The 13188-nt window shown below is 62.7% G+C and carries 9 protein-coding genes; 4 read left to right on the top strand and 5 right to left on the bottom strand.

The window, feature by feature from the left end; all coding sequences use genetic code 11:
- Positions 1–90: 90 nt before the first annotated feature.
- From mazG to CXK91_RS17330, 5 genes are all read right to left on the bottom strand, one after another.
- Positions 91–921, bottom strand: a complete 831-nt coding sequence (gene mazG, locus CXK91_RS17310) for a nucleoside triphosphate pyrophosphohydrolase (protein WP_103457324.1) — start codon at positions 919–921, stop codon at positions 91–93.
- A gap of 182 nt (positions 922–1103) precedes the next feature.
- The gene (relA, locus tag CXK91_RS17315) at positions 1104–3347 is read right to left on the bottom strand and encodes a GTP diphosphokinase (RefSeq protein WP_103457325.1); all 2244 of its coding nucleotides are present in this window, start codon (positions 3345–3347) and stop codon (positions 1104–1106) included.
- Between the two features lie 105 nt (positions 3348–3452).
- Positions 3453–4805 (bottom strand): 23S rRNA (uracil(1939)-C(5))-methyltransferase RlmD, encoded by a 1353-nt coding sequence (rlmD, locus tag CXK91_RS17320; RefSeq protein WP_103457326.1) that lies wholly within the window; start codon positions 4803–4805, stop codon positions 3453–3455.
- Positions 4806–4889: 84 nt separating this feature from the next.
- Complete coding sequence (cysM, locus tag CXK91_RS17325; RefSeq protein ID WP_103457436.1) at positions 4890–5792, bottom strand: cysteine synthase CysM; 903 nt, start codon at positions 5790–5792, stop codon at positions 4890–4892.
- Positions 5793–5907: 115 nt separating this feature from the next.
- Positions 5908–6801: an HTH-type transcriptional regulator ArgP gene (locus CXK91_RS17330; protein ID WP_103457327.1), complete on the bottom strand. Its 894-nt coding sequence runs from the start codon at positions 6799–6801 to the stop codon at positions 5908–5910.
- Positions 6802–6940: 139 nt separating this feature from the next.
- On the opposite strand from CXK91_RS17330, the gene CXK91_RS17335 reads away from it, so the two are divergent.
- From CXK91_RS17335 to CXK91_RS17350, 4 genes are all read left to right on the top strand, one after another.
- On the top strand, positions 6941–7567 hold the full coding sequence (locus tag CXK91_RS17335) for a trimeric intracellular cation channel family protein (RefSeq protein ID WP_103457328.1): 627 nt from the start codon (positions 6941–6943) through the stop codon (positions 7565–7567).
- A gap of 92 nt (positions 7568–7659) precedes the next feature.
- The gene (locus tag CXK91_RS17340) at positions 7660–10416 is read left to right on the top strand and encodes a response regulator (protein WP_181003975.1); all 2757 of its coding nucleotides are present in this window, start codon (positions 7660–7662) and stop codon (positions 10414–10416) included.
- Positions 10417–10483: 67 nt separating this feature from the next.
- Positions 10484–12466, top strand: coding sequence for a bifunctional tRNA (5-methylaminomethyl-2-thiouridine)(34)-methyltransferase MnmD/FAD-dependent 5-carboxymethylaminomethyl-2-thiouridine(34) oxidoreductase MnmC (gene mnmC, locus CXK91_RS17345; protein WP_103457329.1), 1983 nt, complete (start codon positions 10484–10486; stop codon positions 12464–12466).
- 14 nt (positions 12467–12480) lie between these two features.
- Positions 12481–13038, top strand: coding sequence for a Tll0287-like domain-containing protein (locus CXK91_RS17350; protein ID WP_103457330.1), 558 nt, complete (start codon positions 12481–12483; stop codon positions 13036–13038).
- Positions 13039–13188 lie beyond the last annotated feature (150 nt).

Consider the following 13188-nt stretch of genomic DNA (forward strand, 5'->3'; position numbering starts at 1 on the left):
TCAAATTGGACGCAGGTGGACGACGCGTCATCGATCTACCAAGCGGCATTGTGGTGGATGTGAAAAGCGACATCCACCCCGCAAACGCCATTAGCCGCAGGACGGCGACCGCTCGGCTTTCTTGGCCTCGCCCCAGAGCGCGTCGAGCGTCTCGAGATCGCACTCCTCAATGGGCCGCCCCGCTTCGCGCAACGTCTGTTCGATGAAGCGGAAGCGCCGCTCGAACTTCCCGTTGGCAGCACGCAAAGCATTTTCCGGATCGACCTTGAGGTGGCGTGCCAGGTTGACCACGACGAACAAAAGGTCGCCCACCTCCTCTGCTATAGCTTGCGGGTCATTCTCACTCATCGCCTCCAATACCTCACCCAGCTCCTCGCGCACCTTGTCGACTACCGGCAGGGCTTCGGGCCAATCGAAGCCGACCTGAGCGGCGCGCTTCTGCAATTTGGCAGCGCGGCTGAGCGCCGGCAATGCACTGGGAACATCGTCGAGCAGCGACAGCTGCTCGGGCGCGGCAGCCCTCTCTGCACGTTCCTCGGCCTTGATCGCTTCCCAGCGCTGCTTGATAGCTGCCTCGTCGAGACGCGGCAGCTCCGGTGAGCCATACAGGTCACCGTCGGGAAAGACGTGCGGATGCCGACGGATCAGCTTGCGGGTGATTGCATCAACCACGGTGGCGAACTCGAAGCGACCTTCTTCCCTGGCCAGCTGGCTGTAGTACACGACCTGGAACAGCAGATCACCCAGCTCACCGGGCAGATGGTCAAAGTCACCATTCTCGATGGCGTCGGCGACCTCGTAGGCCTCTTCCAGCGTATGCGGCACGATGCTCGCGTAGTCCTGCTGCAGATCCCAGGGGCAGCCATGCTGCGGATCGCGCAGCCGGGCCATCAAATGCAGAAGGTCGGGGAGTTGGTACATAGGATTCCTCAGCGAATCGACGGCTGGTGAGGGGCGCTGATGGCATCATGGTGGATGTAAAAAGCGACATCCACCCTACGGTTCGGTCCGGGCCAAACGCCCCAAAACCGTATTGCATCGTAGGGTGGATGACGCTTCACCCATCCACCACGGCGCGGTAGGCGCCGCCGCAGTGCTGCGCCTTACGTTGCTCTTTGGCGCTTGGCTTCGATGATGTTCGGCAGCTGCGAAATGCGGCTAAGCAAGCGACCCAGGGCGCTCAACCCGGGGATCTCGATGGTCAGCGTCATTTGCGCGGTGCTGTCTTCCTTGTTCGAACGGGTGTTCATCGAAAGCACGTTGATACGCTCGTTGAGCAGCATCTGCGAGATGTCACGCAGCAAGCCAGCACGGTCGTAGGCGCGGATCATAATTTCCACCGGATAGGTCTTCTCCGGCACCGGACCCCAGCTGACCTGGATGATCCGCTCCGGCTCACGCCCGGCCAGTTGCAGAACCGACGGGCAATCCTGGCGGTGGATGCTGACGCCACGTCCTTGAGTGATGTAACCGACGATCGGATCGCCCGGCAACGGCTGGCAGCAGCCAGCCATCTGAGTCAGCAGGTTGCCGACGCCTTGGATCTGCACGTCGCCGCGTTTGCCCGGTTTGTAAGGCGCGGAGCGCCGCGGAATCAACTCCAGCTGGTCGTAGCCACGCTCCGGTTCGACCAGTTGCTGCGCCATGTTGACCAGATGCGCCAAGCGCAGGTCGCCGGCGCCCAGCGCGGCAAACATGTCCTCGGCACCTTTCAGGTTGGCTTTCTCGGCCAGCTTGTCGAAGTCGACCGGGGGTAGATCCAGACGCCCCAGTTCGCGCTCCAACAGCGTCTTGCCGGCAGCAACGTTCTGGTCTCGCGCCTGCAGCTTGAACCAGTGAACGATCTTCGCCCGCGAGCGCGACGTAGTGATGTAACCCAGGTTCGGGTTCAACCAGTCGCGGCTCGGCGAACCGTGCTTGCTGGTGATGATTTCCACCTGCTCGCCGGTCTGCAGGCTGTAGTTGAGCGGCACGATGCGGCCATTGATCTTGGCGCCACGGCAGTTGTGGCCGATCTCGGTATGCACGCGATAGGCGAAGTCCAGCGGCGTCGCGCCCTTGGGCAGGTCGATGGCATGGCCGTCCGGAGTGAACACGTAAACCCGATCAGGCTCGATATCCACTCGCAACTGATCGGCCAAGCCGCCAATGTCACCCAGTTCTTCGTGCCATTCGAGCACCTGACGCAGCCAGGCGATCTTTTCCTCGTAATGGTTGGAGCCGGAATTGACATCGGTGCCCTTGTAGCGCCAGTGCGCGCAGACGCCCAGCTCGGCCTCTTCGTGCATGGCATGGGTACGTATCTGCACCTCCAGCACCTTGCCCTCCGGGCCGATCACCGCAGTGTGTAGCGACCGGTAGCCGTTCTCCTTCGGGTTGGCGATGTAGTCGTCGAACTCCTTCGGAATGTGCCGCCACAAGGTGTGCACGATCCCCAGTGCGGTGTAGCAGTCGCGGACTTCCGGCACCAGCACGCGAACGGCGCGAACGTCGTAGATCTGGCTGAACTGCAGGCCTTTCTTCTGCATTTTCCGCCAGATCGAATAGATGTGCTTGGCGCGCCCGTCGATATCGGGCTGGATGCCGGTTGCGGTCAGCTCGTCCTTGAGCTGCTGCACGACATTCTGGATGTAATGCTCGCGGTCGAGCCGGCGCTCATGCAGCAGCTGCGCGATCTGCTTGTATTGCTCGGGCTCAAGGTAGCGGAAGGACAAATCCTCCAACTCCCACTTGATATGGCCGATGCCCAAGCGATGGGCCAGCGGTGCGTAGATATCGAAGACTTCGCGAGCGACGCGCTGACGCTTTTCTTCATCGGTCAGTTTGACCGCACGAATGGCACAGGTGCGCTCGGCAAGCTTGATCAGCGCAACGCGCACGTCGTCGACCATGGCCACCAGCATCTTGCGCAGGTTTTCCACCTGCGCCTGGGAGCCGAGCACCAGGGATTCGCGTGGGTTGAGACTGGCGCTGATCGCCGCCATTCGCAGCACGCCTTCGATCAGCTTGGCCACTACCGAGCCGAAACGCTGATGCACGTCAGGCAGCTGAATCTTGCCTTCACGCACGCCGCGATAGATGACTGCGGCAACCAGGCTGTCCTGATCCAGCTTGAGGTCGGCGAGAATTTCCGCGATCTCGAGGCCGATCTGGTAGCTGGACGTGCCCTCGCTCCAGAGATTCTGCGCCGCATTGGCCTGCTGCTCCGCCTCACGGGCGAACTCACAGGCTTCCTTCAGGGCCGCGCGGTCGAGTGCCGGGTCCATCCCCAACACATGATCGAGCCAGCCATCCAGGTTGATACTGCCGTCCGTATTGATCGGCTGAAGCGCTCTGACCTGTACCATCTAACCTTCCCTTCTGCGCAGCAGCTGCGCCATAAACGCCGGCATTCTGTGTGCCGGTCGGTTGAACCACAGGCAATTCGCCTGTCAAGAATGCAGCATCGAGCGCTAACTTCGCTCGAACAACGCCATGGCTTCGACGTGGGCGGTTTGCGGGAACATATCCAGCACCCCGGCGCGCTTCAGGCGAAATCCCTGGTTGGCCAGCTCGCGCGCATCGCGCGCAAGGGTAGCCGGATTGCATGAAACATAGACCACGCGCTGAGCCTTCAGCTGCGACATTTGTCGAACGATTTCCAGCGCGCCGTCGCGTGGCGGATCGAGCAGCACCATGGGGAACCCGCTGCGCGCCCAAGGTGCATCGGCAAGCGGCTTCGACAAGTCGGCCCGATAAAAGTGCGCGTGTTCCAACCCGTTGCGCTGCGCGTTTTCCTGAGCCCGCACCACCATCGCCTCCACGCCTTCGACACCGACCACTCGAGCGCCCGTGCGAGCCAGTGGCAAGCTGAAGTTGCCCAGCCCAGAGAACAGGTCGAGCACCATCTCGTCCTTGCCTGCTCCGAGCCATTCCAGAGCCTGAGCGACCATCGCATCGTTGACCGGCGCGTTGACCTGTACGAAATCCCCTGGGCGCCAGGCCAACTCCAGATCCCACGCCTCTAGCCGGTAACCCAACCGCAGCTGGGTATCATCTGCCTGCGGCTCGCCGTCACCCTGCCACCAGAGCTGCACACGATTCACGGCGGCGAAGCTGCGCAGCCGCGCCATGTCGCTTTCCGGCAGCGTTGCGGTGTGGCGAATCAGCACGGCCTCGGCTGTGCCGCTGAAGAGTTCGACGTGACCGATTGCCTGGGGCTTGCCCAGATCGCGCAGTGCCGTCAGCAATGCCGGCAGCAGCGACTGCAAGGGCTGTACCAGAACCGGGCACTGCTCGATTGAGACGATCTCCTGGCTGGCACTGGCGCGAAACCCGATGTCCAGATGCTTGTTCTTGACGTCCCAGCGCACCGCCAGTCGCGCCCGGCGTCGGTAGCCAAACTCCGGCCCGACCAGCGGCTCGGCCCAGCTTTCCGGCTGCAGACCGGCCACACGGCTCAGCTGTTCGCTTAGCGTGTGCCGTTTGAGGGCGAGTTGATCTGCAATAGGGGCATGCTGCAGGTTGCAGCCGCCGCACAGGCGGGCATGCGGGCATGGTTCTACCTGGCGCTGTGCGCTGGCCTGGAGCACCCGTTCGCAACGCGCCTCGACGATCTGGCTGCGCGCAGCCAGCACGCGCACCTCAACCTCTTCGCCAGGCAGTGCGCCCTCAACGAACCAGGTGCGACCATCGACGAAGGCAATGCCGCGTCCGTCATTGGCCAGCCGCTCGATGTTCAAGCGCTGCTTCTTGCCGACCGGCACCTGAGGCTTGCGCTCGCCGCCGCTGGGTTGAAAGCGCAAAGCGCCGCTACGTTTGGCCATCAGCTGGAACCTGCGCTGTGCTGTTCGTTGAAAATGTAATGGGCGACGCAATGCGACGCGTGGGAGCGCGCCGCTGATGAGCAGTCAATTGGGTGCGTCATACACGCCAGTCGATAGATAACGATCGCCGCGATCACAGATGATCGCCACGATCACCGCATTCTCCAGCTCCTGCGAAAGGCGCAAGGCGGCCGCTACGGAACCGCCGGAGGAAACGCCGCAGAAAATGCCTTCTTCACGGGCCAGACGGCGCATCACCTGCTCGGCTTCGAGCTGCGACATGTCGATGACGCGGTCGACGCGCTCGGCCTGGTAGATCTTCGGCAGGTATTCCTGGGGCCAGCGACGGATGCCCGGGATGGCGGCACCTTCCATCGGCTGCAGACCGACGATCTGCACAGCAGCGTTCTGCTCCTTTAGGTAGCGCGAAACGCCCATGATGGTCCCGGTGGTTCCCATGGAGCTGACGAAATGCGTAATGCTGCCCTGGGTCTGCCGCCAGAGCTCCGGGCCGGTGCTGTTGTAGTGCGCTTCGGGGTTGTCGCCATTGGCGAATTGGTCGAGGACCTTGCCGCGGCCATCGGCCTGCATCTTCAGCGCCAGGTCGCGGGCTCCTTCCATGCCCTGTTCCTTGGTCACCAGAATCAGTTCGGCGCCGTAGGCGGTCATGGCCGCCTTGCGTTCGGCGCTGGAGTTGTCCGGCATGATCAGAATCATCCGATAACCCTTGATCGCCGCCGCCATGGCCAGGGCGATGCCGGTGTTACCGGAAGTCGCCTCGATCAGTGTGTCGCCGGGCTGGATGTCGCCGCGCAACTCGGCGCGATTGATCATCGACAGCGCCGGGCGATCCTTGACCGAACCGGCCGGGTTGTTTCCCTCGAGCTTGACCAGAATGGTATTGCTGGTCTTACCCGGCATCCGCTGCAGACGAACCAGCGGGGTGTTGCCGATGCAATCGGCAATGGTCGGATAGTGTGTAGTCATGGCGTCGTACGGCATCTGAAGAGGTCGCCATGATACCGGCAACGCTCGACGACGGGCAGACCGTCTCAACTGACCGGCATTAGTTCGGATGCACCCGCGCTCATCCCCAGCCTGCCTAAGGCCGTGCGAGTATCTTCGGCGCCGCATCGATGATCTGTCGCGAAAGGTGCTCCATGCGTGGTGACTGCACCTTCCAGGTATGCCAGTAAAGGGCAATTTCGAGCGGTTCGTCGGCTGCCAGGTCGACCACCTCGCCGGCACTCAGCGCATCATGCAGCAACAGTTCGGGCACCATGCCGTAGCCCAGGCCGTAGCGAATCGCGCTGAAATGCGGTTCGGCACCCGGGACGAAATGGCAGGGATAAGCTCCCTCCGGCAACCCGAAACGGCGCAACAGAAAGGATGACTGCAACGTGTCCTTGCGCGTGTAGGCGACCACCGGCGCCTTGCGCGCCGCGTTGCGGGTCAGGCCGGTGGCGAAGTGCTTCTGGCGAAAGTCACGGGATGCCACCAGGCGGTAGCGCATGCTGCCCAGGGGGCTGGCCGTGCAGCCACGCATGGGCTTGGGTTCGGTGCTGATGCAACCGATTGCCAGGCCCGTTTCAAGCAGGCTGTAGGTGTGATCCTGATCCTCAACGGTGAGATCCAGCAGCACCCGTTCGCGGATCAGCACCTCAGCCAGCGCCGGAAAGAACCAGGTCCCCAGACTATCCGCATTCAGCGCCGCGACCACTACCAGTGGCGCATCACTGCGCTCGGCGAGGTCTGCCAGAAGGTCGGCTTCGAGCAAGGTGGCGCGCTTGAGATATTGCAGCAGCCGCTGCCCGGTTTCGGTGGCCCGGCAGGGCCGACTACGGACCACAAGTGCGCTGCCTAACGTGCTTTCCAGAGCACGAACGCGCTGGGAGATTGCCGGCGGCGTCAGGTGCAGGCGCTGCGCAGCCTGTTCGAAGCTACCAGTACGGATCACCGTTCGAAATGCTTCGGTCTGCTTCGGATCGAGGTTCATGCGGCCTTCCGATTAAGAAAATGTTTGCATGGCCTAAAAATACTTAGCTACGACAAATTTAGCCAACATTGCTCCATAATCGCGCATCCCTTGCTGCAGCGCCCCATAGGCGTGCAGCACACCCGCCCGGAGAGTCGTCGTGGAATTGCTGCACACCATCTATCTGATTGCTATCACGGCCGAAGCCATGTCCGGCGCCATCATGGGTATGCGCCGCGGCATGGATCTGTTCGGCATCTGCTTGCTGGGCACTGTGACGGCGCTGGGTGGCGGTACTGCACGCGATGTGCTGCTCGGTCATTACCCCGTCGGCTGGATCGCCCATCCTGAATACCTCACCTTCACCATCGGTGCGGCAATAGTCACCGGCTTCATCGCCCGCCACATGCATCACCTGCGCATGGTGTTCCTGCTGGTGGACGGCCTCGGCCTGGTGGCGTTTACCGTGATCGGCTGCGACGTGGCGATGGGCATGGGCGCGCACCCGTCTATCGTGGTCCTGGCCGGCGTGATCACTGGCATCTTCGGCGGGTTGATGCGCGACGTGCTGTGCAATCAGGTGCCAATGGTGCTGCAACGCGAGCTGTACGCTACCGTGGCGCTGTTCACTGGAGTGTTCTACGTGGGCATGCTGTGGCTGGAGATCAATACCACGCTGGCCACTTTGGCGGCGCTAGGTAGCGGCTTCCTGTTCCGCGTGCTGGCGATGACCTTCCACTGGAAGCTGCCCGACTTCAACGGCAAGGAAATTCGCGGCCTCGACTGAGGGATGCGCGTCAGGCCTTGATCTGGCGTGCAGATTCCACCGAGCCGAGCCGCTACACTAGCGCGCTGCAACTCAGGATCGGTGGACGGACTGTGCTGAAAGACCTAGGAATTCGTGGCCGCGTGCTGATGCTGACGTTGCTGCCCAGCACCTTGCTGGCAGTGGTGCTCGGCGCCTATTTCACCTGGATGCAGCTGTCCGAGATGCGCCACCAGCTCGACGAGCGCGGCCAGCTTATAGCCGAGCAGCTCGCACCGCTGGCCGCCCCCGCCATGAATCTGGGCTATGACAAGCGCCTACAACGCATTCTGACCCAGGTCCTGGATCAGGCCGACGTCCGCGCCGTGACCATTCTTGACCCCGAGCGCACCCAGCGCGTGCATGCTGGCCCGCGCATGCTGACCCCGCCGCCACCAGGCGATCCTGAGGGCCTGACCCGCGTCAGCAGCATGGACCACACGCGCATTCTGATGCCGGTCCTCAGCCGCCACCTGAACCTTGCCGATGAAGTCCGCGGCCCGAGTGAAAAGCTGATTGGCTGGCTGGAATTGGAGCTCTCGCACCACAACACGCTGCTGCGTGGCTACCGTAGCCTGCTCACCAGCCTGTTTCTAGTCAGTGCCGGCCTGATCATTACAGCGCTACTGGCGCTGCGCATGAGCCGAGCGATCAGCCTGCCGTTGCAGCGAGTCAAAGGCGCCGTTGCGCAGCTCAAGGACGGCCATCTAGAAACCCGTCTGCCGCCGTTGGGCAGCCATGAGATGGATGAGCTGGCGTCTGGCATCAACCGCATGGCCGAAGCGTTGCTCAGCGCCCGTGAAGAGCTGCAACAGAGTATCGATCAGGCCACCGAGGACGTGCAGCAGAACCTGGAGACCATCGAGATCCAGAATATCGAGCTCGATCTGGCGCGCAAAGAAGCCCTGGAGGCCAGCCGGATCAAATCCGAGTTCCTCGCCAATATGAGCCACGAGATTCGCACACCGCTCAACGGCATCCTCGGTTTCACCCAGCTGCTGCAGAAAAGCGATCTCACCCCGCGCCAGCAGGACTATCTGGGTACCATTGAACAATCCGCCGACAGTCTGCTCGGCATCATCAACGAGATCCTCGACTTCTCGAAGATCGAGGCCGGCAAGCTGGTACTCGACAGCATCCCATTCAACCTGCGGGATCTGATCGAGGACACCCTTACCATCCTTGCTCCGGCCGCACACACCAAGCAGCTGGAGCTGGTCAGCCTGGTCTACCGCGACACGCCGCTGTCGCTGGTGGGCGATCCGCTGCGTCTCAAACAGGTGCTGACCAACCTGATCAGCAATGCCATCAAATTCACCAATGAAGGCACCATCGCGGTGCGTGCCATGGTCGAGGATGACAACTCCGATCGCGCCCAGCTGCGCATCAGCGTCCAAGACACCGGCATCGGTCTGACCGATCAAGATCTGCGCGCCCTGTTCCAGGCCTTCAGCCAGGCAGACAACTCCATGTCACGCCAGCCCGGTGGTACCGGGCTCGGGTTGGTGATTTCCAAGCGCCTGATCGAGCAGATGGGCGGTGAGATCGGCGTCGACAGTATTCCCGATGAAGGCTCGGAATTCTGGATCAGCCTCAGCCTGCCCAAGGCCCGTGATGACATCGAAGACCTGCCCCACCCCGCCCTGCAGGGACGGCGCATCGCTCTGCTGGAACAGCATCCGCTGGCCCGTCAGGCATTGCAGCATCAGCTGGAAAGCCTTGGGCTCGAAGTACACACCTTCGACTCGCTCGGCCAGATGCAGGACGCCATATCCGCAAAGCGCCAGGGCAGCCAGCTGATCGATCTGGCCATCCTCGGCGTCACCAATCGCGAAATCACGCCAGAGGCCCTCAGCGACCGGTTGATGGAAATCGAAGCGCTCGGCTGCAAATGCGTGGTGCTTTGCCCAACCACCGAACAGGCGCACTACCACGACACCCTGCCGGAAGCTCACAGCTATACGCAGCTGCAAGGCAAGCCTGCGTGCACCCGCAAATTGCAGCGGGTGCTTCTGGAGCTGGTGCGACCGAACCAGGCGTATACCGAGCCCGTTGCAGCGGCGCCCAGTCGGGCGGCACGCGTGCTCTGTGTGGATGACAACCCAGCCAACCTGCTGCTGGTAAAAACGCTGCTCGGCGACATGGGCGCCGAGGTCGTCGCAGTGGACAACGGGCTCGCTGCGCTGGAGGCCGTCAAGCAGCACACCTTCGACTTGGTACTGATGGATGTGCAGATGCCTGGCATGGACGGGAGGCAAACCACCGAGGCCATCCGCCGTTGGGAACACGTCGAGGGCAGTACGCCACTGCCGATCATCGCGCTCACAGCCCATGCCCTGGCAAACGAGAAACGCTCGTTACTGCAAAGTGGCATGGACGACTACCTCACCAAACCCATCAGCGACCGTCAGCTCGCCCAGGTGGTGCTGAAGTGGACCGGCCTGGCACTGCGCAGCCAGCCGCAACGCCCCACCGAACCTGCGTCGCAACCCGAGCCGGGGCTGAAAGTGCTCGACGAAGAAGAAGGTCTACGCCTGGCCGCAGGCAAGGCTGACCTCGCCGACGACATGCTCGGCATGCTGCTGCAGTCGCTGGAGGGCGACCGCCGTACGATCCGTGAAGCACGCAAGGCAGGCGATCGCCTGGCGCTGATTGAGCGTGTGCACCGCCTGCACGGCGCCACCCGCTACTGCGGCGTGCCGCAATTGCGCAACGCCTGCCAGCAGAGCGAGACGCTGCTCAAGCAGAACCACCCGGCTAGCGAGGCCGCATTGGACGAGCTGGATGCCGCCATCGACCGGCTGGAACAGCACGCCCAAGCCGACAGCTGACCGACAGTGCCGGGCGGTCATGCCACGCCCGGCCGATTGCCTCGCGCAGCCCCATTCAGGAATCACGATGACCGATCGACTTGCCTCTGACGCTTTCCAGCATGCCGAACTCGACTGGGACGAGAACGGCGTACCGCAGTCCCGTTTGTATGGCGACGTGTATTTTTCACGCGCCAGCGGGTTGGCCGAAACCGAGCACGTGTTCCTGGCGCAGAACGACCTTGCGCAACGCTTCGCCGCACTTCAAGGCAATCAGCACCTGGTGATAGGCGAAACAGGATTTGGTACGGGCCTGAACTTCCTGTGCGCTTGGCACCTGTTCGAGCGTACCGCCAATACCCAGGCGCGACTGCACTTCGTCAGCGTCGAAAAGCACCCACTGACCCGTGACGACCTACAGCGCGCGCTGGCGCTGTGGCCGGAGCTCCAGGAACAGGCAGCACAGCTGCTGCAGCAATACGTTGCGCTGCATCCGGGTTATCAGCGCTTGGTCTTTGCCGGCGGGCGTGTGGTATTGACCCTGCTGGTTGGCGATGTACTCGAATGCCTACCCAGCCTGGATGCACGTGTCGACGCCTGGTTCCTCGATGGATTCGCCCCAGCAAAGAACCCGCAGATGTGGCAGCCAGCGCTGTTCGCCGAGCTGGCCAGGCTATCCGCACCTGGGGCTACCCTGGGCACCTTCACCAGCGCAGGCTTCGTGCGCCGCGGTTTGACCGATGCCGGCTTCGACATGCAACGGGTGCCGGGACATGGGCACAAGCGCGAGATTCTGCGCGGGTATCTGCGGACAGCCGAGACCACCGCATCGGACAAACCCTGGTTCGCTCGCCCCGCCTGCGAGGCTGCCGAGCGTCACGCGGTAATCATTGGCGCCGGGCTTGCTGGCTGCGCAACGGCGGCATCATTGGCCGCCCGGGGCTGGCGGGTGACCGTGCTCGAGCGCCACGCCGAGGCGGCGCAGGAAGGCTCAGGCAATCCCCAAGGCGTGCTCTATCTAAAACTTTCCGCCCACGGCACCGCGCTATCGCGGCTGGTGGTCAGCGGCTTCAGCTACACCCGCAGATTGCTTGGCAACCTGCAAGCCGGCCAGGACTGGCAAGCCTGTGGCGTGCTGCAGCTGATCTACGACGAAAAGGAGCGCGAACGCCAGGCAGAGCTGGCGGCGGCGTTCCCTTTCGCGCTGGTCCATCCGCTGTCGCGGGAACACGCTCAGGACCTTGCCGGAGTCGCGCTGTCTGAAGGCGGACTGTTCTACCCGGACGCCGGCTGGGCCAACCCGCCCGCGCTGTGTCGCTGGCTTCTGCAGCAGCCGGGCATCGAACTGCAAACATACGCTGAAGCGCTGGAACTGCGCCGTGACGGCGCTAACTGGAAAGTGCTTAGCAATGAGACGGTATTAGCCGAGGCGCCAGTGGTAGTACTGGCAAATGCGGCCGACGCAGCGCGTTTCAGCCAGAGCGCCTGGTTACCGCTCAAACGCATTCGCGGGCAGATTTCCTGCCTGCCGGCGACCACCCAGAGCAACCAGCTACGTACCGTGCTTTGCGCCAAAGGCTACGTCGCGCCGCCTCGGGAAGGTACGCACACACTGGGAGCGAGCTTCAACTTCCAGCAAATCGACGATGCGCCAAGCGTCGTCGAGCATCAGTCGAACCTGGAGATGCTCGAGCAGATATCGAAGGATTTGTACGACCGCCTCCAAGCCGATCCGCAACAAACTGAATCGCTCCAGGGACGCGTAGCGTTCCGCTGCACGAGTCCGGACTACCTGCCGATGATCGGGCCAATGGCTGAGCCACAGGCGTTCGCAGAAACTTATGCGGCGCTCGGCAGGAACGCCCGCCAGCCTCAACACGCCAGCTGCCCCTGGCTGAGCGGGCTCTACGTCAACACCGCCCATGGCTCACGCGGCATGATCAGTGCGCCGCTGTCCGGCGAGCTGTTGGCCGCCTGGCTGAATGACGAACCGCTGCCGCTGCCACGGGAGGTGGCCGAAGCATGCCATCCCAACCGCTTCCTGTTGCGTAAACTGATCCGCGGCAGCTAAACCCGGAGGACTCCATGAAACCGCAGTTTTTGTTCGCACTGGGCTTGCTCACGCTCAGTGTTCAAGCAGCACCCGTGCCCGACGCCGAACAACTACGCAACGAGGCAGCCAGCCTGATCCCGGCGTTTCAACAGCAGCTACTCGCTACGGTCAAGCAGGCCATGGCTGACGGCGGCCCGAGCCAGGCGGTCGAGGCGTGTCAGCTGCTCGCACCCGAAATCGCCCAACAGCATAGCCAGGCCCCTTGGAAAGTCGGACGCACCGCGCTCAAACTGCGCAACCCCGACAACGCGCCGGACACCTGGGAGCAATCCGTACTCGAGCAATTTGCCCAACGATCCGCCGCCGGCGAACCGCTTGCGCAACTCAGCCATGACGAGGTGGTTGATGGCGAATACCGCTACATGCAGGCCATCGGCACCGGCGAAGCCTGCCTGAGCTGTCACGGCGCGAACATCAGCCCGGAACTACTGAGCCTGCTTGAGCAGCGCTATCCACAGGATCAGGCAAGAGGTTTCCGCGAAGGCGAGCTACGTGGCGCTTTCAGCCTGCGCCGCGCGTTGTCGCCCTGACCATCCATACAGGCCACAGCGGGGGCGTGATGCAGTCGGGTGCCCGGCCCGTTGACCGGAACGCTCGCAGTTGCAGGCGTACAAATGACATGGGCGACTGAGCGCTGAAATGGAGCACGCAATGCAAATCACGAAGGCTTCCACAATGAC

The sequence above is a fragment of the Stutzerimonas stutzeri genome (assembly GCF_002909485.1).
GTDB classification, from domain to species: Bacteria; Pseudomonadota; Gammaproteobacteria; order Pseudomonadales; family Pseudomonadaceae; genus Stutzerimonas; species Stutzerimonas stutzeri_AH.

Bases quoted from the DNA above. Each gene is read 5' to 3' on its own strand.
- relA (WP_103457325.1), bottom strand. From the start codon at position 3,347: ATGGTACAGGTCAGAGCGCTTCAGCCGATCAATACGGACGGCAGTATC.
- mazG (WP_103457324.1), bottom strand. From the start codon at position 921: ATGTACCAACTCCCCGACCTTCTGCATTTGATGGCCCGGCTGCGCGAT.
- CXK91_RS17350 (WP_103457330.1), top strand. From the start codon at position 12,481: ATGAAACCGCAGTTTTTGTTCGCACTGGGCTTGCTCACGCTCAGTGTT.
- mnmC (WP_103457329.1), top strand. From the start codon at position 10,484: ATGACCGATCGACTTGCCTCTGACGCTTTCCAGCATGCCGAACTCGAC.
- rlmD (WP_103457326.1), bottom strand. From the start codon at position 4,805: ATGGCCAAACGTAGCGGCGCTTTGCGCTTTCAACCCAGCGGCGGCGAG.
- cysM (WP_103457436.1), bottom strand. From the start codon at position 5,792: ATGACTACACACTATCCGACCATTGCCGATTGCATCGGCAACACCCCG.
- CXK91_RS17330 (WP_103457327.1), bottom strand. From the start codon at position 6,801: ATGAACCTCGATCCGAAGCAGACCGAAGCATTTCGAACGGTGATCCGT.